Raw genomic sequence first — 25,445 nt, forward strand, 5'->3', positions numbered from 1 at the left:
ATCGAGCGGGTCCGGGCGCGAAGTGCGGGTACGCACGCCGGCCGGACTTGATACAGACCTTATTTAATGACGTGATTTAACCTCCGCTGACAGGGGCCGTCAAGAGGTCGTAACAGGCCCGCGAGGAGCTTCTTCGCGTGCTTGTTATAAGATTTGAACTACTCGGGGAGGTCGATATGCGGGAGCACGTCACACCGGAGCGACGGCGGGGCACGGTGCGGGATCTCCGGCGCGACAACCGGTCGGTGCTGCTCTGGTCGCTCTACTTCGACCAGCCCTCCACACGCCAGGAGCTGAGCCGGACGACCGGTCTGTCCCCGGCCTCGGTCAGCAACGTCGTCCGCGAGCTGATCGACGAGGACATCGTGAGCGAGGCCGGCGCGGTCGACTCCGACGGCGGCCGGCCCCGTGTCCTGCTGCGCATCAACCAGGACCACGGCTACGTCATCGGCGTGGACGTCGGTGAGACCCGGGTCCGCGTCGAGCTGTTCGACCTGGCGATGACCGAGCGGGCCAGGGCCGACTACCCACTGGACCCCCGCGAGCACGGCGTGACGACGATCGTCGACCGGATCCTGGAGGGACTGTCCGCCGTGCTGGCCGACGCCGGCGTCGGCCCCTCGGCGATCCTTGGCGTGGGCATCGGCGTCCCCGGCGTCGTCGAGCAGGGCGACGAGGTCATCGTGCACGGCCAGACGTACGGCTGGGACGCGGTCCCCCTCGGGCGCCTGCTGCGGGCCGGCACCGACCTTCCCCTGCACATCGACAACGGCGCCAAGACGATGGGCCGCGCGGAGATGTGGTTCGGCGCGGGGCGCGGCGCCCAGCACGCGGTGGTGTGCCTCATCGGCTCGGGTGTCGGCGCGAGCGTCATCGCGCACGGCCGGACGCACCGGGGCTCCACGTCCAGCGCCGGTGAGTGGGGCCACACGACCATCATGGTCGGCGGCCGCGAGTGCCGGTGCGGGGCACAGGGATGCCTGGAGGCGTACGTCGGCGCCGAGGCCATCCTCGACCGTTACACGGGCGCGCTGCCGGGTCAGGACGAGGAGTCCGCGCTGGCCGCCCTGCTCGACGCGGCCGCAGGCGGTGCGGGTGAGGCGGAGAGCGTCCTGGAGGAGACCGCGCTCTACCTCGGGGTCGGCCTCGCCGACCTGATCAACCTGTTCAACCCCGAGCGGATCATCCTGGGCGGCTGGGCCGGCCTGCTCCTCGGCGAACGGCTGCTGCCGCGGATCCGCGACGCCGCCCGCCGGCACGCGCTCCGGCACGCGTTCTCCGAGACCTCGATCGAGCTGGGCCGGCTGGGGCCGGAGGCGGTGGCGCTCGGCGCGGCGACCCTCCCGATCGAGCTTTTCCTCAACGGGGAAACCCTTCTCCCGGTCGAGCGCAGACGCTCGGCCGGCTGAGCACCTGCGGCGCGCGGGAAGGCCGGGGCACGTCCGACCCACCCTCGCGCGGGCCTTGTCAGGGCTTTACTGACCTGTAAGTATGCATTCCGTGGACGGGTTGAGCCCAGGCGGTCGGCGACTCCTCGACGTCGCGACCGAGGTCTTCTACGCGGAGGGGATCCGCGCCACGGGCGTCGACACCCTGGTGGATCGGGCCGGCGTCTCCAAGCCCACGCTCTACGCGCAGTTCGGATCCAAGGAGAACCTCGTCGCCGCCGTGCTCGACCAGCGCCGCCGGCGGCGCCAGGAGGTCATGACCTCGTTCCTGGCCGAGAGCGACGCCCGGGGCGTCGACCGGATCCTGGCCGTGTTCGACTGGCTCGCCCAGGGGCACGGCCGGGAGGGGTTCCGCGGATGCCCGTTCACGAACGCCGCCGTCGAACTGCCCGACCCGGCCCATCCCGCGCGTGCGGTGATCGCCTCCTACAAGGACTGGCTGCGCGAGACGCTGACCTCGCTGGCGCGGCAGGCAGGTGTTCCCGACCCCGAGGAGCTGGGCTTCGCCCTCCTCATGCTCATCGACGGGGCCAACGCGCGCGTGGTCGTGGCCGGCGACCGTACGGCCATGCACCGGGCCAGAGCGGCCGCCGCCCGGCTCATCGGGTGCTCCGACGACCACGACGCCGTGCCCGCGACCTAACGGAGGACCATGTGAGATCGTCCCTGCGCCCCGGCCTGACCGCGACGCTCTACTATCGCGTGCCCGAGACCCGGACCGTCCCGCACCTGCTGCCGGAGTCGGACGAGTTCGGCGGGATGCCGTCCGTGCTGGCGACCGGTTACCTCGTCGGGTTGGTCGAATGGACCTGCATGCGGGCTCTCGCCGGTCACCTCGACGAGGGCGAGCGCACCGTCGGCGTGCACGTCGACCTCAGCCATGAGGCCGCCACTCCGCCCGGCTGCGCGGTCACCATCGACGTCGAGCTGACCGCCGTCGACGGTCGCCGGCTCACCTTCGCCGTGCAGGCCAAGGACGACGCGGCGATCGTGTGCCGGGGCACGCACAGACGTGCGGTGATCGACCTGCGCCGTTTCGAGGAACGGCTCGCCGACCGGGCCGCGATGGAGGGCCGGGCGTGAACGCGGACACCCGCCGGGTCTTCGACGCCCATCTGCACATCATCGATCCCCGGTTCACGCTCATCCGGAACAACGGCTACCTCCCGCCCGCGTTCACCGTCGATGACTACCGGCTGCGGACGCGCGCGCTCGGAGTCACCGGCGGGGCGGTGGTCTCCGGCTCCTTCCAGGGATTCGACCAGGACTACCTGGTGGACGCCCTCCGGCGGCTGGGCGAGGGCTTCGTGGGGGTCACCCAGTTGCCCGCCTCGGTGACCGACGAGGAGATCGCGCGGCTGGAGGCGCAGGGCGTACGCGCGGTGCGGTTCAACGTACGCCGGGGCGGCTCGGAGACCCTCGACCACCTGGACGCCCTGGCCCGTCGCGTCCACGAGGTCGCCGGGTGGCACACCGAGCTGTACATCGACGCGCGTGACCTGCCGGACCTGGCTCCCGTCCTGAGCGCCCTCCCGGCGGTGAGCGTCGACCATCTCGGGCTCTCCGAAGACGGACTGCCGCACCTGCTCGCGCTGGTCGAACGCGGAGCCCGGGTCAAGGCGACCGGGTTCGGCCGCGTCGACCTCGACGTGACCAAGGCGGTTCAGGCCGTGGTCGCCGTCAACCCGGAGGCCCTCATGTTCGGCACCGACCTCCCGTCCACCCGCGCCCGGCGCCCGTTCCACGACGACGACCTGCAGCTACTGGCCGAGGTGGTGGGGCCGGACCACGTCCGAGCGGTGCTGCACGACAACGCGGCCGCCTTCTACCACATCTGAGCCCCTGAGCCGCGGACGACCGCGCGGGCGATCGACCGGGTGATGGCGAGGTTTGAGAACGAGCTTTACGATCGGTAACGAGCAAAGTCATGGTGCACTTGCCCTGGCGACCCGTGACCGAGGTAGGTGGGATGGAGTTCCGAATTCTCGGGCCGCTGGAGATCCGGGCGGACGACGGCACTCACCTGCTCATTCGGCAGCCGAGGCAGCGGGCGTTGCTGGCCGTCCTTCTCCTGCACGCCAACCGGCAGATGACCGCGGAGGCGCTCATGGACGCCCTCTGGGGTGTGCACCGGCCTCGGACGTCCAGCGGCGCTCTCCGCACCTATGTATGGGCCGTGCGACGGCTGCTGGCGCCCAGCAGCCGACTGCGCACCCGTCCGTCCGGCTACCTCCTCGAGGTCGCCCCGGAAGAGCTCGACCTGGAGCGCTTCGAGCGGCTCGTCGCGACCGCCCGCGATTCCCTGGACGCGGGCGACGACCGGGGCGCGGCCGACCGCCTCCAGCGGGCTCTGGCCCTCTGGCGCAATCCACCGCTCGCAGACGTCCCCGCGACGACGTCGATGATCCCGCATCTGGAACGATGGAACGCCCAGCGCCGTGCCGCCGAAGAGCTTTTGATCAATGCCGAGCTGCGTCTGGGAAGGCATCGGCACCTGCTCCCCCGGTTGCGGGCGCTGGTGTCGGAGTCCCCCCTCCATGAGCCCTACTGGCACCAACTGATGCGCGCCCTGCAGCTCAGCGGACACCGGGGCGACGCCCTCGCCGCCTTCGACGAGGCACGCGAGGTGCTGAAGGCGGGACTCGGCGTCGAACCGGGTGCCGACCTGATGCGCCTCCGCCGAGAGCTGCTCTCATCGCCGCCCGCAGCCGGCGCCGTGAGTCCCGGCCCGCCTGCGACCCCCCGCCTCTCCAGGACGGCGTCGCCGTCCGCCGGCGCGGGAGCGGCGATCGCGGCTCCCCTGCAGGCCCCGCTCGCGCCCCGCGACTTCGTGGGTCGCGAGGCGAAGATCGCCGAGGTGGCGAGAGAGCTCACGGACGCCGGCACCCCGGCGGGGGTCGCGATCGCGGTCGTCTGCGGACGCGCCGGCATCGGGAAGACGGCGCTGGCCGCGCGCGTCGCGCACGCCTTACGTGACCGGTTCACCGACGGCCAGGTGTACGTCGAGATGGAGGGCGCCCACGGCGCCCGCCGCGCACCGAGCGACGTGGTCGGTGACGTACTGCGCAGCCTCGGCATCCCGGCGCGGATTCTTCCGGAGTCGGCGGCCGGCCGGGCCGCGCTGCTGCGGTCACACCTCGCCGACCGGCGGATCCTGCTGGTCGTCGACGACGCCTCGGCGCCGGAGCAGGTCATCCCCCTGCTCCCCGGTACGCCGGGAGCCGCCGCCCTGGTGACGAGCCGACGACGGCTCGCGGGCCTGCCGGGGGCACGATCGCTGTCGCTCGACGCACTCGTCGTGGGCGAGTCGCTCGCGCTCCTGGAGCACATCATCGGTACGCGGCGCGTCATGGCCGAGCGGGAGGCCGCCGAGCGCCTGGTCACGGCGTGCGGTCACCTTCCCCTGGCCATCAGGGTCGCGGGGGCGCGACTGCGGAACCATGAGAGCCGGCCCATCCGGCACCTCGTCGACGCCATGACGGAGCGGCGGCGGCTGGACGAGCTGACCGTCGGGCACCTGTCCGTCCGGCGGGAGCTCGCGGCGACCTACTCCGCTCTCGGCGGGGAGGAACGCCGCCTGTTCCGGCTCCTCGGCCTGATCACGATGCACGACCTGCCCGAGTGGGCGATCGTGGCGCTGCACGGGGAGAAGGACGCCCAGCGCGTGCTGGAAGGCCTGCTCGACCATCACGTGGTGTCGTCCGAAACAGTCGACTTCACCGGGCAGCCCCGTTTTCGCATGGACCCGCTGACGGCGGATTACGCGCGCGAACTGCTCGATGAGGTTCCCGCGGCCGAACGCGTCGCCGCGCTGAACCGGCTCGTCAGGGGCTGGGCCGGACTGGTCCGTGCGGCCGACCACGGCTGCGGTCGGAACCCGCGAGGTCCCCGGCCGCAGACGCATGGTCCGCCTCTCGGCATGCCGGCCGAGCTGGCTCCGCGCGTACGGGCCGATCCGGCCCGGTGGTTGTCGATCGAATACGGCAATCTCCAGACCGTCTGCCGGCTCACGTGCGCGGAGCGGCAGCACCGGGCGGCGGCGCACCTGGGCGAGTGTCCTTTCGTGGGCTCGGCCCAGCCGACGGGACGATGGCAGGGCTCCGAGTGACCGGGGCTGACGCGGACGGAAGAACGCGGGTGATGTGATGGCCGGTCTGACCGACCTGCCGAGCTTCGGGGGCGACCCTGACGCGCCGCTGCTCGGTGAACGCGCGCGGGCCCGCCGTACCAGGCTGTCGCTTCCCGCCGATCTCCCGCTGGAGGGCTGGCAGCGGGTCGGGCAGGAGATCGTCGCGATCGCCGACGCTTCGGCCTGGTGGCTGGGCGACTGGCTCGTCTACGGTCAGAACCGCTATCCGGAGCGCTATCGGCAGGCGGTCGCGGGGACGGGGCTCAACTACCAGACACTTCGAAACTACGCCTGGGTCGCGCGTAAGTTCGACGCCTCGTCCCGCCGGCCGGGACTCAGCATCCAGCACCATGCGGAGGTGGCCGGGCTCAGCCCTGGCGACCGGGACGTCTGGCTCGACCGTGCGGAGCGCTTCGGCTGGTCCCGTAGCAGGCTACGGCAGCATCTTCGAGCGAGCCGGAGGTCGGCGCGGCGGAATGACGGCGATGCGGCACAGGAGGCGTTGGTACGGGTCACGGTCGATCAGGACAGGGTCGACCGCTGGCGGCGAGCGGCCGCCTTGTCGGGGAGGAGCCTCGACGACTGGGCCGGAGGCATCCTCGACGAAGCCGCCGGCGAAGCGGAACGCTCCACCTGACCGCCCCGCGAAACGGAACGCTCCACTCAACCGCCGACGCTCCACCTCATCGCCCGGCGAACGGAACGCTCCACTCAACCGCCCGCCGAAACGGAACGCTCCACCTCATCGCCCGGGGGAAACGGCGTCGAACGCAGCGCGGTCTCCGCCGCGCCGTCCAGGGCCTCGGCGATCCATTCGGGCAACCGCCGCCCCTCCCGTTCCGCGGCGTCCCGCCATCGACGCCGCCGTTCGGTATCGGTCCTCAACGACAGAGTGCTCTCCGGAGTGGGGACTCCGCGCCGGCGTCGCCGGGTGTCCTGAATGTGCTTACGCAGCCGGCCGGTGGGCCATCCGCCCTTCTCCGCGAGGTCGAGCCAGTATTCCTGCTGTTCCGCCGGCAGCGCGGCGACTTCCGCGTGGTGCTGAAGGCTCAGTGCGGCGCGTCTTCGGGGCGGCGGGAACTTTCGGGCGACCCAGGCGTAATTCCGAAGGGTCTGATAGTCCAGCCCGGAGTCTTCAATGGCGCGCCGATACCGGTCGGGATACCGGCCCTGTCCGTAGACGAGCCAGTCGCCATGCCACCAGGCGGACGCGTCGCAGAGGACGAGGAGCTGTTCGCCGATCTCGCGCCAGGTATCCAGCGGCAGTCTCGGCGGCAGATTCAGTCGGGTCCTCGTCGCCGTCACCCGGCGGCCGAGGAAGATACGGCTCCCGGCCCGGCGGACGCCTGCCGTCGCCCGGTCCTTCGCTGACGCCACGATCGGTTCTCCTCGTCCGCGACTCCGCGCTCGGTCGATGAACGACGCAAACGCTAGGCACGGCCGATCTTCCGCACGTCAATTCGGTGTCAATCGCCAGCTCATCGCGGTGGCGCGACCGCCGGGAGCCACGGGTGGAGGGGCCGGCGGCGGACCCGTCCGTGTCCTGTCGGCGGGACATCGGCCGGCCGACAGACCGCCGCAGGCCGACCTCTGGAGACCGATCCCCTCGTCGACCTAGCATCGAATCGCCGCGACACCGCGCATCGTCGGCGGTCATATCCCTTCTCCGGCCGGGCGATCTGCCAGCGCATCCGCCCGGTCACAGGCCATCGGATCAGGGATGAACGCCGGTCGGGAATACGCGAAGGAGAGCGTGTATGAGTGCGTCCGGGAAGCCGTGGTCGCCCCTCCTCATCGACCGGATCGACCGGCTCTCCCGAGTGCGCGAGAACTGGTGGGCGGACGGACGCCGCGTCGCGCTCGTTCCGACGATGGGCGCGCTCCACGACGGTCATCGGGCCCTGATCAGGACCGCCCGGCGTCTGGGCGAGGCGGTCGTCGTCACCATCTTCGTGAATCCGCTGCAGTTCCTCCCTGGCGAGGACTTCGACCGGTACCCGCGACGGCTGGAAGCGGATCTGCGCACCTGCGCGGCGGAACACGCCGACCTGGTGTTCGCGCCCTCGCGCAGTGAGATCTACCCGGCCGATCCCGAGGTGACCGTGTGCGCCGGGGCCATGGGACGCGTGCTGGAGGGTGCCACCCGTCCGGGCCATTTCGACGGCATGCTCACCGTTGTGCTCAAGCTGTTGCACCTGGTCCGCCCCGACATCGCCGTGTTCGGCGAGAAGGACGGCCAGCAGCTGGCCCTCATCCGCAAGATGGTGACCGACCTCGACGTTCCGGTCCGGATCCAGAGCGAGCCGACCGTCCGGGACTCCGACGGGCTCGCGCTGTCGAGCCGGAACGCCTACCTGTCCGACGCCGAGCGCTCCTCGGCGCGTGCCCTGCCACGGGCCCTGTTCGCGGGCCGTGACGCCGCCGGCGGCGGGCGGGACGCCGTCCTGCGCGCCGGTCGCAAGGCGCTCGATGACGGCGCGGCCGCGAGCCCGCCCGTCGAGCTGGACTACCTGACCCTGGTGTCGCCCGACACCTGGACCGAGATTCCGCCCGGCATGACAGGGCCGGCGATCCTGGCCGTCGCGGCCAAGGTCGGCGATACGCGGCTCATCGACAACCTGCCCCTCGTCCTCGGACCGGAGTGACCACGCGCCGGTTCGCATCGGTCAGAACGGTGACACCATGAACCGAGAAGACAACGGCCTCGAACTGACGGCGCCCAGCGCGGAATCGGTCGGGCGGCTCGACCGCGCGCTGGACGGTCTGTTGCACTTCCGCGACGACATGCTGGACCCGATACGGCCGCTTCTGGACGGCGAGGCGTTCTTCCCGCTGGCGGAGGCGTTCGATGCCTACATGACCGGGTTGAGCACCGAGGCACGGCCGGTGGCCGCGAAACGCAGGGCGTTCGCCGGGTTCCGGCGGCGGGCCGCGCGCCACCGGCTCACCGAACGCGAGCGGCGTCACCTCGACGCGGCGTGGCGGCTCCTGACCGGGGACCTCACCGGCACCGCCCGGGATCTGGCCGGCATCTCCCAGCGGTTCCCGCAGGACGTTCTCGCCCTCGCCGTCGGCCATCAGGTCGACTTCCTGCTGGGCGACGCCGTGACCTTACGCGACCGCATCGGCGCGGTGCTGCCCACCTGGCCGCGGGACGACCCGCGATATCCGAGTCTGCTCGGCATGTACGCCTTCGGCCTCGAGGAGAGCGGCCACTGGGATTACGCCGAAGAGTTGGGGACGGAGGCGGCCGACCTCGACGCCGAGGCCGTGTGGGCGATCCACGCCGTGGCCCACGTCCACGAGGTGCGCGCCCGATTCGATCGGGGCGCCGGATGGCTGACCGCCCGGCGCCGGGCCTGGGACACGGCCAACCGGTTGCGCGGCCACCTCTCCTGGCACAAGGGGCTCTACCTCCTGGAGGCGGGTGATATCGAGGCCGTCCTTCTCCTGTACGACCGGACGCTGCGCCCGGGGGTCGAGAGGAACGCCGCGCTGGAACTCGTCAACGGCTCGTCCCTGCTATGGCGCCTGCACCTCGAAGGAGCCGACGTCGGCGAGCGGTTCCTCCCCCAGGCGCGGGCGTGGTCACCGCTGGTCCGCGAGGCGTGGTGCGCTTTCAACGACATGCATGCCGTCATGTGCCACGTCGGCTCGGGCGACCTCGGAGCCGCCGCCGCCTTGATCGCCGACCGGGAGGCGTACGTGCGGGACACTCCGGCCGGCCTCGACAACGTGGCCGTGACCGCCGAGCTCGGGCTGCCGGTGGCCAGAGCGTTTCTCGCCTTCGGCCGCGGCGCGCACGATGAGGTCCTCGAACTGCTCTATCCGCTCCGGCGCGATCTCCGGCGCTGCGGGGGCAGCCACGCTCAGCGCGATGTCATTCACCAGACATTGATCGAGTCGGCGGTCCGGGCCGGTCATCTCGACGCGGCGCGGGTGCTGATCGGTGAACGACTGGCGATCCGCCCGGACAGCCCGTTCACCTGGAGGCGGCACGCGCGGGCCGCACTGGCGGACGGCGATCCGGAGCGTGCCGCTCGGGCCCGCCGTCGCGCCGAAGATCTCGCGGCCCGTCTTGGAAGCACATCGGCCACGGGCGAAGGGATCGGGTGACGGCGACGATGGTGTCAGGCGAGTTCTACATCGACGGCACAGGTGTCTCCATCCCCCCGGCCGTCCCCATCGGCCGGGTCGTCGACGACGGGCTCTACTCGGCGGAGGATCTCGCCGAGACACAGATGCTCTCCGTCGCGATCGCGGCCGATGGCTTTCCCGCGGAGATGGCGGTCGACGCGGCACGGCAGGCGCTGACGGTATCGGCGCATGAGCCGCGCGACATCGCGTTGACGCTGTACGCCTACATCTCCAACCAGGGCCTGCACGGATGGCACTCGGGTGCATTCGTGCACAGGTTCGCGGTCGGCAACAGCGCCCCGGCCATCGAGGTGGTCCAGCGATCGAACGGCTGCATGGCCGCACTCGATCTCGCGACGGCCTATCTGGCCGCCCGTGACACCGACGCGGCGCTGATCGCCACGGCCGACCGCTTCGACGACATGCCCGGCGGAAGGTGGAACTACGACTACGGCCTGATCCCCGGGGACGGCGCCACCGCTTGTGTCGTGTCGCGAGAAGGGGGCTTCGCCCGGATCCTCAGCCTGGTCTCCCACGCCGACTCCTCATTCGAGGAGGTCCACCGCGGCGACTTCGCCTACGTCCCCATGCAGGACACCGGCGCCACCCCGTCCTTTCGACAGCGGAAGCAGCAGTACTTCCGGAGCCATGGCCTGGCCGAGACGGTGGCGAGATTCTCATCCGGGATCTCGACGGTCGTCTCCCGTGCGCTGGACGACGCCGGCGTACGGAGGACGGAGATCGACCACTGGGTCCTGCCCAATGTCGGCCTTCAGGAGCTGCGCACCTACTATCTCGATGCCTTGAAGGTGCCGGTGGAGTCCACCCTGTGGAACTGGGGACGGACCGTCGGCCACCTGGGCGCGGGCGATCAGATCGCGGGTCTGCACCGGTTGCGGCAGGAGGGCCGGGCGCTTCCGGGCCGGACGCTGGTACTGCTCGGCGTCGGCGTCGGCTTCAACTGGACCTGTGCGGTCCTGCGGATCGAGGACGAGTGACCGGGCGAGCGGCCGCCGGGGCCGAACGCCCGGTCCGCCGCGTCGCTCGTCGGCTCCGGGCCAGGGGGTGTCCGCCGTCAGGCCGGGAGCACCCCGACGGCTCCGGCGACCCGCACCACCGACCCGGGGACGTCCGGGATCTCGCCCGCCCACCGATCCGGCCCGGGTCGCCAGTCCTGGACCGCGACCAGCCCGGGATCCAGGAGTGTCGTTCCTTCGAAGAAGGCGAGGATCTGCTCGTCGCTCCGGTATTTGATCTGCGCGGTCGCGCTCTGGTAGGCGTCTTCGACCCCGGCCACGACCTCGGGTGCGGTGCCGTCGGTGGAGGAGTGGGACAGCACCAGCCGGCTCCCCGGGGCCATGGGGCCGCGGAGCACGCGCAGCAGACCCCACGGATCCCTGTCATCCGGGATGAACTGCAGCACGGCCGTGACGACCAGAGCGACAGGCCGCGACCAGTCGACCAGCGGTTCGAGATCTTCAAGGATCGCCCACGGGTCCAGGACGTCACCCCGCAGGAGCGTCCCTCGCCCGCTGGCGAGCGCCGACGACCGGCCGCGCGCCACGACCATCGGGTCATTGTCGAAACCGACCACCAGAATGCCGGGATCGACGCCCCAGGCGGCGCTGAACGCGCTGGGGTCGTTCGGCATGCCGCAGCCGATGTCAACGATCTGTCCGATCCCGGCCCGTGCGGCGTTCTCCACCGCCCGCACCATGAAGGCACGGTTGAACCGGGCCACCGGTTTGGCCCAGGGCGTCCTGGCGATGACGCGCGCGGCCGCCTCTTCATCGACCGGGAAGTGGTCGGTCCCGTCCAGATACGCGTCATAAATCCGGGCTACGCTCGCGACGCCGGGGTCCGGCTCGGCATCGCCGGCGGGCCGTTCCCGAGGATCGTCCACTGTCCAACCTCCGAGTTCTCTGACATGCGAGAGAGCTGCACCGCACTCTCATGACCTGCGATTTCAGGGAGTCGTCATCTCCGGCACGCGGTCCCGTATCTACCGGCTGACGATCATCGTCCGCCGATCCGACGAACACGACGGCCGGCCGCTCTACGCGGAGGTCGTCCGCCGGGCGCGGAAGGCCGGGCTGGCGGGCGCCACCGTGACGGTCGCCATCGACGGCTTCATGCATCCCGGCGACGAACGCCGGCGCACGTGGTTACGCGTCGGCCGCAACGCTCCCGCCGTGATCACGATCGTCGACGTGGAGCCGCGCATCCGGAGCTTCTTAACGGACCTCGACGACGTGCTCGACGACGCACTCGCCCTTCTGGAGGAGGTCCGGGTGCCCCCGCTGCCGGACACGCGGTGACCGGCAGCGGCAGGGCGAACGGCGGCAGGACGCCTCGTGTCAGACGGTGAGGATCGACAGCACGCGGTCGGGGGCGAGCCGCCGCACGCCCTCCAGAGCCCCGATGTCCAGGACGACGGCATGACCGGTGACGTCCGCGCCGTCGTGGCGAATGAGCTCCGCGGTCGCCTCGAGCGTGCCACCGGTGGCGAGCACGTCGTCCACCACCAGCGCGCGCTCGCCGGCACGCAAGGCTTCCTGCTGCATCTCGAGCACGGCCGTGCCGTACTCCAGCCCGTACTCCACGGAATGGACCGGGCCCGGAAGCTTGCCCTTCTTCCGGGCGAGGACGAGGGGACGGCCGGCGATCTGGGCGACGGCGGTCCCCAGCACGAATCCGCGCGCCTCGACGGCGACCACCCTGTCGAACTCGTGCCGGAAGCCGGCCACCATGGCTTCGGCTATGTCGTGCACGAGCGACGGGACGGCCAGCACCCCGCACAGATCCTGGAACAGGATGCCCGCGCTGGGGAAGTCCGGGACCACTCGCAGGTGGTCGGAGAGCCGGCGCCGGAGCGCGCTGAGGTCGGAGGCCGTGGTGTCTGATTTCATGGCTGGACGACCTCGCGGAGCGCGTCGACGCGGTCGGTCCGTTCCCAGGTGAACTCCGGAAGGTCACGGCCGAAGTGGCCGTACGCCGCCGTCCGTCCGTAGATGGGCCGCAGCAGCTCGAGATCGCGGATGATGGCGGCGGGACGAAGGTCGAACACCTCCTGGACGGCGTCCTGGATCCGGCGCACGGGGACCTTCTCCGTGCCGAAGCACTCGATGAAGAGTCCGACCGGGCGGGCCGTGCCGATCGCGTACGCGACCTGCACCTCACACCGGCCCGCCAGGCCCGCGGCGACGATGTTCTTGGCGACCCATCGCATCGCGTACGCACCGGACCGGTCGACCTTCGAGGGGTCCTTCCCGGAGAAGGCGCCGCCGCCGTGACGTGCCATTCCGCCGTACGAATCGATGATGATCTTGCGGCCGGTCAGTCCCGCGTCCCCCATCGGTCCGCCGATCTCGAAGCGGCCGGTCGGATTCACGAGGAGCCGGAAGTCCGACGTGTTGAGTTCGAGCCGCTCGATCTCCGGTCGCACGACGTGCTCGGCGATGTCCCCGGCGACGGTCGTGTCGACGGCCGCCTCCGGTCCGTGCTGGCTCGAGACCACCACGCTGTCCAGCCGGACCGGGTGATCGCCGTCGTAGGCGATGGTGACCTGCGTCTTGCCGTCAGGACGGAGGTAGGGCAGCAGGCCGTCGCGGCGGACCCGGGCGAGCCGCTGGGCGAGCCGATGCGCCAAGGTGATCGGCAGCGGCATGAGGTCGAGCGTCTCCGTGCAGGCGTAGCCGAACATCATGCCCTGGTCGCCCGCGCCCTGCCGGTCGAGTTCGTTGTTCTCACCCGTCCGCGCCTCCTGGGAGACCTCCACGCCCTGGGCGATGTCGGGCGACTGACTCCCGATCGAGACGGCGACGCCGCACGTCGCACCGTCGAATCCCATGGCCGAGGAGTCGTAGCCGATGTCGAGGATCGTCCGCCGGATCGTCTCCTCGAGGTCCGCCGGGCGCACCGTCGCCTCACCCGCCACGTGCACGAATCCAGTGGTGATCAACGTTTCGATCGCCGCGCGGTTGGCGGGGTCTTTCGCGATCATCGCGTCGACGATCGCGTCGCTCACCTGATCCGCGATCTTATCCGGGTGACCTTCGGTGACCGATTCCGAGGTGAAAAGGCGATCGGACATCACATCACTCCATTCTGATTTCACAGCAGACCGGAACTCTCACGGCCGAATTTCCAATAGGGACCTCGCCGGTCGAAAGCGTATTGCGAGTGAGCGTCCCGCGACCATCGCCGTGATGTCACAACCGGCATTGCACCAACGGCACATCGGCAGTGCGCGTTTCGGTCATCGACCACAACGCCACGGGCCGGCCTGGCGGATGCCGCGTATTGACGCCGAACATGATTTGGCATCATCCACCAACCGCCGTCGCCCGAATCACACGGACATCATCCCGTGAAGAATAAGTCGTGTGATCGTTTTGCGGATCGTTCGATCCAGCCGGGGAGCAATTCGATACCCCACCGATCACACACGTTGCGAATTGCTTGCCGGATGGGCGATCCCGGACGCATCGACCCACGTCACCGCAGAAATCTTCTCTTCCTGGGATGTTGTCAGCCCTGCGCAACATATGGACTATATGCACGCACACACGCATCAAGGGAAACCCGAACTCGGGAACGGACCCCACAAACGGTAGCCGATCAACGGCATACCGTCATGACCTTGCCGACCACCGTCTCCACTGAACAGGAAGGCCGCCCATGGAAAGTGGCGCGAACATCATCAAGGTAGGCATCGTCGATCGATCCATGCTTTTTCGCGCCGGACTGGCAAGGATGTTGAATGCAGAACCCGATATCGACGTGATGATGGAGGCGTACCTCGGCGACGACGTGGCCGTGCCACTGCGCGCCGAACCGCCCGATGTCCTTCTGGTGGACGGCGGCGATTCCGGCGCGGAGGCCGCTCGGCTCATCCAGGTTGCGAGACAGGCGTCACCCGCGGCGAAGGTCGTCGTCCTCGCCATGCACGACCGGCCTCGCGTAGTGGAGTCACTGCTCAGCGCGGGTGCTCGCGCGTACATGTTGAAGAGCACGACGCCGGAGGAGCTGATAACCGTGATCCGCACCCTTCATCGGGAGGTGGACCGGGTGATCCTCTCGGTGTCACAGGACACCCTCAACATGCTCAAGGAGGATGACAACGCTCTCCTGTCGCCCCGGGAGAGAGAGGTGATATCACTCGTGTACTCAGGAATGCGGAACGCGGAGATAGCCGAGCGCCTGTTCATCGCCGAAGGCACGGTCAAGCGGCACCTCACCAACATATATGCCAAATTAGGAGCGGCCTCCAGAATGGACGCGGTGAACAAGGCCGTGGCGATCGGCCTGCTCTTCCCGGAAGATCCCGTCCTGAAGTGAACCAGCCGAACCGTCACGGCCGGGCGGCGCCCGGCCGGACGTCGGCCGGCGCGGTAGAACCCCGCACCGGAGGCTCGCCGGCGATGACCCTGCGCTCCGTGACGATGGCCGTGATGAGCTCCGCCGGGGTGATGTCGAAGGCGAAGTTGACGGCTCTGGTGTTCTCCGGCGCGACACGCCGACCGGCGACGTGGGTGACCTCGGCCTCCGATCGCCGCTCCACCGGGATCGACGCACCGGTCGGCGTCGCCGGGTCGATCGTCGACTCCGGCGCGGCGACGAGGAAGGGGATCCGCGCGTGGTGCGCCGCCAGCGCCAGGCCGTAGGTGCCGATCTTGTTGGCGACATCGCCGTTGGCGGCGATCCGGTCGGCGCCGACGACGACGGCGTCGGCGAGCCCTTGGGCGAGCACGAACGGACCGGCGCCGTCGGGCACCAGCTGATGCGCTATCCCCGCCCTTGCCAGCTCCCAGCAGGTCAGCCGACTGCCCTGGAGCAGCGGCCGTGTCTCGTCGACGATCACGTTCGCCAGCCTGCCGCGCTCGTGGAGGGTTCGGATGACGCCCAGCGCGGTACCCCACTCGACGCAGGCCAGGGCACCGGTGTTGCAGTGCGTGTGCACGCGCAGCCGTCCATCGCGGAGTGTCGTCAGATAGGCGGCGCCGCGGTCGCCGATCTCCCGGTTGGCCGCGGCGATGCGCGCGACGGTCGTGACGGCGGCCGTCTCCGCCGCGGCGACGCCGTGCCGCAACACCGGCAGTACCTCCGCCACGCCCCATTCCAGGTTGACGGCCGTCGGGCGGGCACACCGGACACGGTCGATCTCCGCTCGCAGCCGCTCGGGACTCCAGCCGGAGCGTTCGGCCTGCAGCGCGGCGAGCACGACTCCGAGCGCTCCGGCCGCGCCGAGCATCGGGGCGCCACGGATCGCCAGGCGCACGATGGCGTCGATCAGCTCGTCCACCGTGGTGATGGACAGCTGTCGCTCCTCATGCGGCAAAACGGTCTGATCAATGCAGCTGATGTGGTCGTTCCGCCATTCGAGTGCGGCGTCGCCTGCGTGCACCATTGCCTCCTGGTCGTCGCAGCGTAATTCTCCGCAGGCGCACGGCGTAGCGCATCCGCCGTGATGATGGTCTTCAATCCGCCGTCCGCATGTTCCAGCACCCGACGTGGTCCTCAGGAATGACATATCCCGGACTATGGACAGTAGTCGGGCTAATTGTGTAGGACTCGGGAGAGCGCGCCATTGCCATCGTGGCGCGTTCTTTCCAGAGAGGAGCGTCATGTTGCTCGGTGAGGTCCGCGAAGAGATCGTGGAAGTGTGCCGGCGTCTATCCGACGCCGGCCTCCTGCCGGGCACCTCCGGCAACGTGAGCGTACGCGTCGGCGACCACGTCGCTGTGACCCCGAGCGGGCTGGACTACGCGCGGATGACGGCGGACCTGGTCGGCGTTCACCTGCTCGACGGGACCCCGGTGGAGGCCCCCCTGGCGCCGACCTCGGAGATGCCGCTGCACCTGGCGGTGTACACGGCGACGACGACGTCCGCCATCGTGCACACGCACTCGACGGCGGCGACCGTGCTTTCGACGCTGGTCGACGAGCTGCCGGCCATCCACTATATGGTCGCGCTGTTCGACGGGCCGGTCCCGGTCACGCCCTATGCGACGTACGGGACGCCGGAGCTCGCGGACAACGCGGTCCGCGCACTGCGCGGATCGGCCGGGTGCATCCTCGGCAATCACGGCACCGTGACGATCGGGCCCGATCTGCGCACCGCGTGCACGCGGAACGAATATCTGGAATGGGTGAGCGAGCTGTACCTGCGGGCGGCGAGCGTCGGACGACCACGGCTCCTGGACGCCGAAGAGATCAAGCGGGTGGCCGACAAGCTGTCCGGCTACGGACAGGAACCACCGCGGTGACCGATCCGCACCGACGCGCCGGCTGAGGGGAGAACCATGCCCGGTCCGAACGGTGTCACCGGGCGAGCCTGGGCGAGGGCGGCGTTCGCGATGTTCGGCGTCGGATGGGGGGCCAACCAGTTCGCGCCCATGCTCACGGTCTACCGGATCCGTGACGGTCTCTCCGAAGCGTCGGTGACCGCGATGTACGGCGTGTACGCCCTGGGCCTGATCCCCTCCCTGCTCGTCGTCGGCCCGTACTCCGATCGGCGGGGCCGTCGTGTCGTGCTCCGTCCGGTGGTGGTGTTGTCGGTGGCCGCCTCGCTCGTCCTGATCGCGGGCGCCGGCCGGCCCTGGCTGCTGTACGTCGGCAGGTTCCTCGCGGGCGTCGCGTCCGGTAGCGCCTTCAGCGCCGGCAGCGCGTGGGTCAAGGAGCTCTCGGAGGGTGCGCCGGACGGGGCGGGCGCGCGCCGGGCGGCGGTGGCGCTGTCCGCGGGTTTCGGTGGCGGCCCGTTCTGCGCCGGACTTGTGGCGCAGTGGCTGCCGCATCCGCGGGTGCTGCCGTACGTGGTGCACATCGCGCTGATGGCATTGGTCATCGGCACGGTCTGGATGGCGCCGGAGACGGTGTCCTTGGACCGCGCTCGCCGAAGCGCGCGGCGGCGCCTGCTCCCCCGCTCGGCCGCGCATCCGCGCTTCACACGCGCGGTGGCCCCGTGGTCGCCGTGGGTCTTCGGCACGGCGACGATCGGCTTCGCGACGCTCCCGGCACTGGTCGCCCGGCACACCGGGGGTGTTCCGGTCGCCTTCAACGGCGCGATGACCGGCCTGACGCTTCTCTCGGGCATTCTCAGCCAGCCGGCCGCGCGGCGGCTCGCGGTACGCAGCCACACGCTTCCGCCGGTGGCCGGCCTGATCGCCGCCGTCGCCGGTCTCGGCCTGTCCGCCGTCGTCGCGGTCGTCCCCTTTCCCTGGTACGCGCTGCCTGCGGCGGTACTGCTGGGCGCGGGTTACGGCATCCTGCTGGTGTCGGGGCTCTGGGAGGTCGAGCGGCTGGCCGACGAGGACGAACTCGCGGCTCTGGTGGCTCTCTTCTATGCCCTCATCTACCTCGGCTTCGCGGTTCCCTTCCTCATCGCGGTCCTCGCGGTACGGATCGGGTACGTCGGTTGCTTCTTGACCGGAGCGGCGATCGTGTCCGCGAGCGTCGTCCCCACGATCCGGGCCCTGCGCGCACACCCGGCACCGAGGGCGTACGAGAGCCGGACCGACCAGGCCGACGTGCGGTAGGCGGATCGGGGCATCGACCCCTGCGCGCACAGTACCACCTTAATTCGCCAAATGTCGCCGCCCGATGTTCCTTTCGCTACATATCATCGGGAATTTCTTGTACCATCCTTCACCCTGACGTAATGTCACAGTGTCATTCTCCGACCCGCGGCGACGATTTGTTGAGGGCCGACGTGAATGTCCTGCTATGCGATGAGCAATCCCTCGTGCGCAGCGGCCTTTGCCGCATCTTCGAGAATGAGGGCGACATCAAGGTGGTGGCCGAGGCCGCGAATGGATGCGACGCGATCGAACTCGTCGCCAGACTGCGTCCTGACGTGGTCCTCACCGACACGCGCCTGCCCGGCATCGACGGTGTGGAGCTGGCGCGCCGGGTGACCCGGTCTCCTCACCCGGTGCCGCTCCAGGTCGTGTTCCTGGCGCAGGCGCTGGACCGCCCCTCCGTGCTGTCGGGTCTGCGGGCCGGCGGCCGTGGATTCGTTCTGAAGAGCGATCCGAGCGACGACATCGTCACGGCGGTACGCTCCGCGGCGGCCGGGCACACGGTCTTCTCCTCCGTCGTCTCCGAGCGGTTCTTTCCGCACCTGCTGCGTTGCTCGACCCCGAGCGAGGCGATTCGCCCTGCCGGGCTCGACCGGCTCACCGGGCGGGAGATCGACGTATTGGGCCTCATCGCGGAGGGGATGAGCAACAATGAGATAGCGGAGGCGCTCGCGCTTTCTCCCGCCACGGTGAAGTCACATGTTTCGCGATTGTTGGCGAAATTGAATCTCAGAGACCGGGCCCAGGCCATCGTCGCCGCCTACCGCTCGGGACTAGGGCGTGTCTGACCAAATCCGCTGCCCGGAAGCTTCGAACGGGATTTGTCAGACACGCCCTGGCCGTCGGCGCCGATCCCGGCGCGCGGATCACCGGATGAGTTCTTCGTCCGGAACCGGCCTCTCCAGAGACTCTTTCCGCCGGACGAACGTGCGGTCCAGCCAGAAGCCGGCGATCTGCGAGGTGAAGATGGACAGCAGGACGAGCGCGGTGAAGAACTTCTCGTTGACCAGTCCGGCGGCGAACGTGACGGTGGCGAGCACGATCCCCGGCCCGCCCCGGGCGTTCATGGCCACGGCCAGGCCGACCGATGACCGGCTGTCCTCTCCTGCGAGCCGGGCGCCGACCCATACGGACGCCGCCTTGACGATGCACGCGACGACGAAGAACCAGCAGAAGAAGACCACGTCGATATTGCGGATCAGGTCGAGCTGCAGTCCGACGATGGCGAAGTAGATCGGGATGAAGAAGGCCAGGGAGAACTGCTTGAGCGAGGCCCACGCCTGGGTGCGGGCGAGCCGGGCCGACTCGTCCGGTACCGCGTCGGCGTGACCGCAGGCGATGCCGGCCATCAGCGCACCGAAGATCGCGTTGATCCCGAGCCCCATGCAGATGAGCGCCATGCCCAGCAGCACCAGCAGCCGGAAGCCCGTCGGGTTGCGCTGCTCGAGGATGTTGACGCGGCTGTTCACGAGCGCCCGGACGAGCCGGCCGCCCCAGACGAGCGTGCAGCCGAGATAGACCAGGCTGATGGCGACGTAGTAGACGCCCGTGAGGGTGACCGAGTCCGATCCGATGGCGGCCCACAGCCCGTACGTCTGCTGTGACTTGGCCTGCGCGAGGCCGAGCACCACGGCGAGGACGACGTACAGCGCGATGTCCTCCAGGACGGCCACGGTGAGGACCACCCGGGAGAACGCCGTGTCGAGGATCCCGAGGTCCATCAGGATCCGGGAGATGACCGGAATGCTGGTGACCGCGATCGCGATCCCGAAGATCAAGGCGAACGTCGTCCCCGTGCCGTGCGGGCCCGCGAACCTCCGGTAGTCCAGCATGAGCGCGATCAGCGCCCCGACGGCGAACGGCACCATCAGGCCGACCGCCGTGATCGACAGCACCGTGCGGCGTTCGGCCGGCCCCGCGCGGAACCGCAGCTCGGTGCCGACCAGGAACATCAGCAGGAGCAGGCCGAGCTGGTAGATCGCGCCCAGAACGCTCGCCGTGACGCCGGAGGTGAAGAGATGCCGGGTGGAGCCGTGGACCAGGGCGCCGAGCACGGTGGGCCCGAGCACGAGCCCGCCCGCGATCTCGCCGATCACCGCCGGCTGGTGCAGCGCGGCGAACAGGTATCCCATGGTGTGCGCGGCCAGGAGCAGCAGAGCCAGGGCGATCACGAGATGGGCCACGTCGGTCGTTGAGAGGGACATCTTTCTCTCCCTGGAAGACGGATCCGCCCGCACCCTCGCGGGCGCGGGCGGACCGCTGAAGGGTGGACGCCGCGAAGCGGCTCAGCCGATCTGCACCCGGACGCTGATGCCGTCCTTGAGGTTGTACGGGTAGGCCAGGCTGGCGGCGTTGCGCGCCAGGGACAGGTAGCCGCGGCTGTTGAGGTAGGCGACGGGCTCGCCGATCTCGCCCGCGTCCGCGAAGGTCGGTGAGAGGGGAAGGATGAACGGGAGCACGCCGTCGAGCGTGATCGTCAGCTGGGTCCCGTATCCGACGCCGAGCTTCTCCAGGTCCCTGCGGTGCACGTTGGTCCACACGTTGCCGAACGGGTGGTCGATCGCGGTGACGACGCCGTTCAGCCCGCCGTCGGCGGCCTGGGCCGGCTTGGCCCGCTCATAGCGCACGATCTCGTGATCCTCCAGCCGACGGCCGACCTCTTCCAGCGGGAAGCCCGCCGCGAGGTGGGCGGAGGGGACCGCCACCATTTCCCGGCTGTAGAACGTCGGTTCCGGCCGCTCCGGAATGACCTTGGTCGAGGACACCTCGTACGCCTCGACGTAACCGTGCTCCTCGATCACGGTGGTGAGGAGGCCGTTGTTGGGGGCGATGTAGATGTACGACGCCTCGGCGCGCTCGAAGCCCGCGCCGGAGCCGGCCCACTGTCCGCGGGCGCCGCCCTTGGCGGCCTGCTTGATCCGCAGCGCCACCGATCGGGTCTCGGTGCCGGTGGCCGGGTACGTCGTCGTGGCGAAGACGGTCCCCTCCGGGAAGAACCGCGGCAGGTCCACGATGTACCGAGCGCCTTCCACGACGTCCCATGGCGTCATGGAGTGGCAGACGTCGACGATGGTGACGGTCGGGCAGATGCTCATCATGAGACCTTTGCACTGGGCGACCGAATCATCGGTCGTTCCCAGGTCACTCATGAAAGCGATGATCGGCCGGCGGCTTCCGTTCTCCACCATTGGGAACTCCCCTTCCCGATTTGCTGGGGTCCATTTTTATGTCCCCGCGAAGAACGCTATGCCGCCCGTTACTATCAGGGCAATTGCATGGTCGTCGCAAGCCGCGACCCCCGATTGGTCGTATTCCCCGCGACGAAGGTCGCATTGTCACTACTACTCGACGCGAAGGCACGACGCCGCCATTAGCAGAAGGAGCGCGTTTTTCATATAACGACTGAGGGCCCGGGCGGATGTCCTCCGCCCGGGCCCCTCCGGCCGCGCGATCAGTAGCGGTAGTGGTCCGGCTTGTACGGGCCCTCGACGTCGACGCCGATGTAGGCGGCCTGCTCCTTGGTGAGCGTGGTCAGCTTCACGCCGAGCGCGTCGAGGTGGAGCCGCGCCACTTTCTCGTCGAGGTGCTTGGGCAGCACGTGAACGCCGAGCGGATAGGCGTCGCTCCTGGTGAACAGCTCGATCTGCGCGATCACCTGGTTGGTGAAGGAGTTCGACATGACGAACGACGGATGACCGGTCGCGTTGCCGAGATTCAGCAGACGACCCTCGCTGAGCACGATGATCATGTGGCCGTCCGGGAAGACCCACTCGTCGACCTGGGGTTTGACGTTGATCCGCCGGATCCCCGCGATCTTCGCCAGGCCGGCCATGTCGATCTCGTTGTCGAAGTGGCCGATGTTGCCGACGATCGCCTGGTGCTTCATCCGCTCCATGTGGTCGGCGCGGATGATGCCGGTGTTGCCGGTCGTCGTGACGAAGATGTCGGCGGTGTCGACGACGTCCTCCAGGGTCGTGACCTGGAAGCCGTCCATCGCGGCCTGCAGCGCGCAGATCGGGTCGACCTCGGTGACGATGACGCGGGCGCCCTGGCCGCGCAGCGACTCCGAACACCCCTTGCCGACGTCGCCGTAGCCGCAGACGACGGCGACCTTGCCGCCGATCAGCACGTCGGTGGCGCGGTTGATGCCATCGACCAGCGAGTGCCGGCAGCCGTACTTGTTGTCGAACTTCGACTTGGTGACCGAGTCGTTGACGTTGATCGCCGGGAACAGCAGCGCGCCGTTCCTGTGCATCTCGTACAGACGGTGCACGCCGGTCGTGGTCTCCTCGGTCACTCCCCTGATACCCGCCGCGATCTCCCGCCACCGGCCCGGCGTCCGGTCGATGCTCCGGCGAAGCGCGGCGAGGATGACCTTCCACTCGTCCGGGTCGTCCTCGGCGGCCGACGGCACCGTGCCGGCGGCGTCGTACTCGGCGCCCTTGTGGACGAGCAGGGTCGCGTCGCCGCCGTCGTCGAGGATCATGTTCGGCGCGTCACCGCCGGGCCAGGTCAGCGCCTGCTCGGTGCACCACCAGTACTCCTCCAGCGTCTCGCCCTTCCAGGCGAACACCGGGACGCCCTGCGGGTCCTCCGCGGTGCCGTTCGGGCCGACGACGACCGCGGCGGCCGCGTGGTCCTGAGTGGAGAAGATGTTGCAACTCGCCCAGCGGACCTCGGCACCGAGCGCGACCAGCGTCTCGATCAGCACCGCGGTCTGGATCGTCATGTGCAGCGAGCCCATGATCTTCGCGCCGCGCAGCGGCCGGGCCTCGGCGTACTCCTCACGAACCGCCATGAGACCCGGCATCTCATGCTCGGCGAGCTGGATCTCCTTGCGGCCGAACGCCGCCAGCGACAGATCGGCGACCTTGAACTCCGTCAGCACATCGAACCCCTCTCCTACGCGTACAAAGGGCCACCGACGTCACGCTATTGGCGCATCCGATTTTTGGGAACAGCCGGATCGTCACCGGCGAAACAATGCGGCGTTGGGCGCAGGAGCCGATATGCCGACGGTGACAATCGCCCTGCCACCCTCGGCACATATTCAGGCGTTGCCCTCCCGTGTTAGTTTTCGGCCGGTGCGCCACTCAATGCATCCGGAAGGGCGGCAATATCATGACCGACTTGACCCCGTCGACCACCGAACAGGCGGAAATCGGGATTATCGGCGGCAGCGGCCTTTACCGGCTCGACGCGCTCGAGGACGTCCATGAGATCGCCCTGCCGAACCCGTACGGAGTGCCGAGCGACGACATACTTGTCGGGACGCTGGCGGGCCGGCGGGTGGCGTTCCTGGCGCGGCACGGCCGAGGGCACCGGCTGACCCCTTCGGAGATTCCCGTGGCCGCCAACATCTACGCGCTCAAGAGCCTCGGGATCCGCGAGGTGATCAGCATCAGCGCGGTCGGCAGTCTGCGGGAGGACTTCGCCCCGGGGGACCTGGTCGTGCCCGACCAGATCGTCGACCGGACCAGAGGACACCGCACGACGTCCTTCTTCGGCGGCGGGGTCGTCGCTCACGTCTCCCTCGCCGACCCCTACTGCTCTCGGCTGCGGCCGCTGGCCGCCAAGGCGGCACGGCAGGCCACGCAGGCTCAGGTGCACGACGCGGGCACGTACTGCTGCATGGAGGGGCCGCAGTTCTCCACCCGCGCGGAGTCGAATCTCTACCGGAGCTGGGGGATGGACATCATCGGCATGACGGCGATCCCCGAGGTCAAGCTCGCCCGGGAGGCCGAGTTGTGCTACGTCGGCCTGGCTCTCGTGACGGACTACGACTGCTGGCGCGCCGAAACCGGCGAGGCGGACGTCACCGCGGGACTGGTGGCCGAGGTGATGGAACGCAACATCGCCGCGGCCAAGGACACTCTCGTACGCCTCATCGAGACGCTCGACGCCGACCCGGTGTGCTCGTGCCAGGAGGCCCTCTCCGACGCCATCATCACGGAGCCCTCCGTCGTGCCGAAGGAGACCCGCGTCCGCACGAACGCGGTGTCCGGCCGATACCTGCCGCTGGACGTGGCCGACGCTCAGGACTCGATCGCGCCCAACTCCCGCTGACGGTCACCGCCGATATGACACCGGCGCGGGCACCGGGCGGCTGACGCTCCGCACGCACGACGGCGCCCTGGTGCACATGACGTACGGCGGTCGCTGGGTCACCCCGCCCGAGCTGCGCGGCGACATGGCCGATCCCGTCAGGCGCCATCAGGTCGACCCCGCTCACTACTACTTCCGGACGAACCCGCTGTTCGAAACCGGAGCCGAGCCGTACGCGTGGCTGAACGACATCGTCTGCGTGGGGTCGGGTACCTGGTCGAGGGCGGGATCGCCTACAAGGTCTCCCAGGTCATGTGAGAGGCCTACCGCGGCGATCCCGGCGAACGCGTTCGTGACGAGCGTGTTCGCTAGGCTGCGGGCATGACAGCGCGTTCCGAGCCACCCCGCAGCCGCCGCGAACGGCCGGCCAAGCCGGCCCTGACCCGCGAGGGCATCGTGGCCACGGCGGTGGAGATCATGCGGGCCGAGGGCCTGCAGAAGGTCACGGCGCGCCGCCTGGCACAGGAGCTCGACACCGGCCCCGCCTCGTTGTACGTCTACTTCCGCAACACCGCCGAACTGCACGCCGCCGTGCTCGACGAACTCCTGGGCACCGTCGAGCCGCCCTCGGCCGGCGGAGACTGGCGCGAGCGGCTGGAAAGGCTGCTGACCTCGTACACCCTGATGCTGTTCGAGCATCCCAGCCTGGCCCGGTCCGCACTGGTGTCCCGCCCCGGCGGCCGGCACTACCTCAATCTGATCGAGACGCTGCTGGCCCTGCTGGACGAGGGTGGCGTCCCGCCCGCCCAGGCGGCATGGGGAGTCGACCTGCTGCTGCAGGTCGCGACCGCGACGGCGGCCGAGCAGGCCACCCGGGATGGATCCGCCGCCGCCCAGGACGAGTGGGACACCCTCTCCCAGGCCCTGCACCGCGCGTCCGGGCAGACGCACCCGCACGTCGCCGCGCTCGCCTCCCAGCTGCTGTCCGGCACCGGGCCGGCGCGGCTGTCCTGGGCCTTCCAGTCCCTGATCCACGGCATCGCGCACACTCCCACGCCCACCGACGACGTCAGGTGACACGACACCGCAACGGATGACCTCTCCTGA

The 25,445-nt window shown here is 69.5% G+C and carries 25 protein-coding genes; 17 read left to right on the forward strand and 8 right to left on the reverse strand.

The annotated features are described in order from the left end of the window. The first annotated feature begins 176 nt into the window (after positions 1-176). The 6 genes from ABEA24_RS26030 to ABEA24_RS26055 all read left to right on the forward strand — a co-directional run bounded on the left by ABEA24_RS26030 (position 177) and on the right by ABEA24_RS26055 (position 6,214). Positions 177-1,409: an ROK family transcriptional regulator gene (locus ABEA24_RS26030; RefSeq protein WP_345433675.1), complete on the forward strand. Its 1,233-nt coding sequence runs from the start codon at positions 177-179 to the stop codon at positions 1,407-1,409. Between the two features lie 91 nt (positions 1,410-1,500). Next, a complete protein-coding gene (locus ABEA24_RS26035; protein ID WP_345433676.1) occupies positions 1,501-2,091 on the forward strand; it encodes a TetR/AcrR family transcriptional regulator in 591 nt (196 codons plus the stop codon). Between the two features lie 11 nt (positions 2,092-2,102). Further along, the gene (locus tag ABEA24_RS26040; protein WP_345433677.1) at positions 2,103-2,531 is read left to right on the forward strand and encodes a thioesterase family protein; all 429 of its coding nucleotides are present in this window, start codon (positions 2,103-2,105) and stop codon (positions 2,529-2,531) included. After that, entirely contained in the window at positions 2,528-3,286 is a 759-nt protein-coding gene (locus ABEA24_RS26045; RefSeq protein WP_345433678.1) for an amidohydrolase family protein, read from the forward strand. The genes ABEA24_RS26040 and ABEA24_RS26045 overlap by 4 nt, the downstream gene beginning before the upstream one ends. Before the next feature lie 131 nt (positions 3,287-3,417). Continuing rightward, the gene (locus tag ABEA24_RS26050) at positions 3,418-5,556 is read left to right on the forward strand and encodes an AfsR/SARP family transcriptional regulator (protein WP_345433679.1); all 2,139 of its coding nucleotides are present in this window, start codon (positions 3,418-3,420) and stop codon (positions 5,554-5,556) included. Positions 5,557-5,593: 37 nt separating this feature from the next. Then, complete coding sequence (locus ABEA24_RS26055) at positions 5,594-6,214, forward strand: LmbU family transcriptional regulator (protein ID WP_345433680.1); 621 nt, start codon at positions 5,594-5,596, stop codon at positions 6,212-6,214. 74 nt (positions 6,215-6,288) lie between these two features. Here the strand turns inward: ABEA24_RS26055 and ABEA24_RS26060 are convergent, their stop codons facing one another. After that, positions 6,289-6,882, reverse strand: a complete 594-nt coding sequence (locus ABEA24_RS26060) for an LmbU family transcriptional regulator (RefSeq protein ID WP_345433681.1) — start codon at positions 6,880-6,882, stop codon at positions 6,289-6,291. A gap of 452 nt (positions 6,883-7,334) precedes the next feature. Between ABEA24_RS26060 and panC the strand changes: the two genes are divergently transcribed. The 3 genes from panC to ABEA24_RS26075 are packed head-to-tail and all read left to right on the forward strand — an operon-like array spanning position 7,335 to position 10,712. Further along, positions 7,335-8,222, forward strand: coding sequence for a pantoate--beta-alanine ligase (gene panC, locus ABEA24_RS26065; RefSeq protein ID WP_345433683.1), 888 nt, complete (start codon positions 7,335-7,337; stop codon positions 8,220-8,222). A 37-nt stretch (positions 8,223-8,259) separates the two neighbouring features. Then, the gene (locus tag ABEA24_RS26070) at positions 8,260-9,693 is read left to right on the forward strand and encodes a tetratricopeptide repeat protein (protein ID WP_345433684.1); all 1,434 of its coding nucleotides are present in this window, start codon (positions 8,260-8,262) and stop codon (positions 9,691-9,693) included. After that, on the forward strand, positions 9,690-10,712 hold the full coding sequence (locus ABEA24_RS26075) for a ketoacyl-ACP synthase III family protein (protein WP_345433685.1): 1,023 nt from the start codon (positions 9,690-9,692) through the stop codon (positions 10,710-10,712). The genes ABEA24_RS26070 and ABEA24_RS26075 overlap by 4 nt, the downstream gene beginning before the upstream one ends. A 77-nt stretch (positions 10,713-10,789) precedes the next feature. Here the strand turns inward: ABEA24_RS26075 and ABEA24_RS26080 are convergent, their stop codons facing one another. Beyond that, positions 10,790-11,617 carry an SAM-dependent methyltransferase gene (locus tag ABEA24_RS26080; protein WP_345433686.1) on the reverse strand — a complete coding sequence of 276 codons (828 nt, stop codon included), beginning with the start codon at positions 11,615-11,617 and terminating at the stop codon, positions 10,790-10,792. Between the two features lie 115 nt (positions 11,618-11,732). Here ABEA24_RS26080 and ABEA24_RS26085 point away from each other — a divergent pair, with 115 nt between their 5' ends. After that, positions 11,733-12,032: a DUF190 domain-containing protein gene (locus tag ABEA24_RS26085; RefSeq protein WP_345433776.1), complete on the forward strand. Its 300-nt coding sequence runs from the start codon at positions 11,733-11,735 to the stop codon at positions 12,030-12,032. Between the two features lie 39 nt (positions 12,033-12,071). On the opposite strand, the gene ABEA24_RS26090 is transcribed toward ABEA24_RS26085, so the two are convergent. Together ABEA24_RS26090 and metK are read right to left on the reverse strand one after the other, a co-directional pair. Continuing rightward, the gene (locus ABEA24_RS26090) at positions 12,072-12,623 is read right to left on the reverse strand and encodes an adenine phosphoribosyltransferase (protein ID WP_345433687.1); all 552 of its coding nucleotides are present in this window, start codon (positions 12,621-12,623) and stop codon (positions 12,072-12,074) included. Then, on the reverse strand, positions 12,620-13,807 hold the full coding sequence (gene metK, locus ABEA24_RS26095; RefSeq protein WP_345433688.1) for a methionine adenosyltransferase: 1,188 nt from the start codon (positions 13,805-13,807) through the stop codon (positions 12,620-12,622). Before metK ends, ABEA24_RS26090 begins: the two co-directional genes overlap by 4 nt. Positions 13,808-14,394: 587 nt before the next feature. On the opposite strand from metK, the gene ABEA24_RS26100 reads away from it, so the two are divergent. Next, complete coding sequence (locus ABEA24_RS26100; protein WP_345433689.1) at positions 14,395-15,054, forward strand: LuxR C-terminal-related transcriptional regulator; 660 nt, start codon at positions 14,395-14,397, stop codon at positions 15,052-15,054. A gap of 13 nt (positions 15,055-15,067) precedes the next feature. On the opposite strand, the gene mtnA is transcribed toward ABEA24_RS26100, so the two are convergent. Further along, on the reverse strand, positions 15,068-16,123 hold the full coding sequence (mtnA, locus tag ABEA24_RS26105) for an S-methyl-5-thioribose-1-phosphate isomerase (RefSeq protein ID WP_345433690.1): 1,056 nt from the start codon (positions 16,121-16,123) through the stop codon (positions 15,068-15,070). Positions 16,124-16,340: 217 nt separating this feature from the next. On the opposite strand from mtnA, the gene ABEA24_RS26110 reads away from it, so the two are divergent. The 3 genes from ABEA24_RS26110 (at position 16,341) to ABEA24_RS26120 (ending at position 19,081) form a co-directional block, all read left to right on the forward strand. Beyond that, positions 16,341-16,982 carry a class II aldolase/adducin family protein gene (locus ABEA24_RS26110; protein ID WP_345433691.1) on the forward strand — a complete coding sequence of 214 codons (642 nt, stop codon included), beginning with the start codon at positions 16,341-16,343 and terminating at the stop codon, positions 16,980-16,982. Positions 16,983-17,018: 36 nt separating this feature from the next. Beyond that, a complete protein-coding gene (locus ABEA24_RS26115) occupies positions 17,019-18,251 on the forward strand; it encodes an MFS transporter (RefSeq protein ID WP_345433692.1) in 1,233 nt (410 codons plus the stop codon). A 173-nt stretch (positions 18,252-18,424) separates the two neighbouring features. After that, a complete protein-coding gene (locus ABEA24_RS26120; RefSeq protein ID WP_345433693.1) occupies positions 18,425-19,081 on the forward strand; it encodes a LuxR C-terminal-related transcriptional regulator in 657 nt (218 codons plus the stop codon). Positions 19,082-19,159: 78 nt separating this feature from the next. Here the strand turns inward: ABEA24_RS26120 and ABEA24_RS26125 are convergent, their stop codons facing one another. The 3 genes from ABEA24_RS26125 to ahcY all read right to left on the reverse strand — a co-directional run bounded on the left by ABEA24_RS26125 (position 19,160) and on the right by ahcY (position 23,181). Next, positions 19,160-20,497, reverse strand: a complete 1,338-nt coding sequence (locus ABEA24_RS26125; RefSeq protein ID WP_345433694.1) for a cation:proton antiporter — start codon at positions 20,495-20,497, stop codon at positions 19,160-19,162. 81 nt (positions 20,498-20,578) lie between these two features. Continuing rightward, positions 20,579-21,442 (reverse strand): adenosyl-fluoride synthase, encoded by an 864-nt coding sequence (locus tag ABEA24_RS26130; RefSeq protein WP_345433695.1) that lies wholly within the window; start codon positions 21,440-21,442, stop codon positions 20,579-20,581. Positions 21,443-21,744: 302 nt separating this feature from the next. Further along, the gene (gene ahcY / locus ABEA24_RS26135; RefSeq protein WP_345433696.1) at positions 21,745-23,181 is read right to left on the reverse strand and encodes an adenosylhomocysteinase; all 1,437 of its coding nucleotides are present in this window, start codon (positions 23,179-23,181) and stop codon (positions 21,745-21,747) included. 242 nt (positions 23,182-23,423) lie between these two features. Between ahcY and mtnP the strand changes: the two genes are divergently transcribed. Genes mtnP through ABEA24_RS26145 form a run of 3 tightly spaced genes read left to right on the forward strand, consistent with a single transcriptional unit; the run spans position 23,424 to position 25,415 of the window. Next, entirely contained in the window at positions 23,424-24,359 is a 936-nt protein-coding gene (gene mtnP, locus ABEA24_RS26140) for an S-methyl-5'-thioadenosine phosphorylase (protein WP_345433697.1), read from the forward strand. Positions 24,360-24,399: 40 nt separating this feature from the next. After that, positions 24,400-24,723: a DUF3237 family protein gene (locus ABEA24_RS53700; protein WP_425551239.1), complete on the forward strand. Its 324-nt coding sequence runs from the start codon at positions 24,400-24,402 to the stop codon at positions 24,721-24,723. After that, positions 24,720-25,415, forward strand: coding sequence for a TetR/AcrR family transcriptional regulator (locus ABEA24_RS26145; protein ID WP_345433698.1), 696 nt, complete (start codon positions 24,720-24,722; stop codon positions 25,413-25,415). Before ABEA24_RS53700 ends, ABEA24_RS26145 begins: the two co-directional genes overlap by 4 nt. Positions 25,416-25,445 lie beyond the last annotated feature (30 nt).

The sequence above is a fragment of the Actinoallomurus vinaceus genome (assembly GCF_039542055.1).
Classification (GTDB): Bacteria; Actinomycetota; Actinomycetes; order Streptosporangiales; family Streptosporangiaceae; genus Actinoallomurus; species Actinoallomurus vinaceus.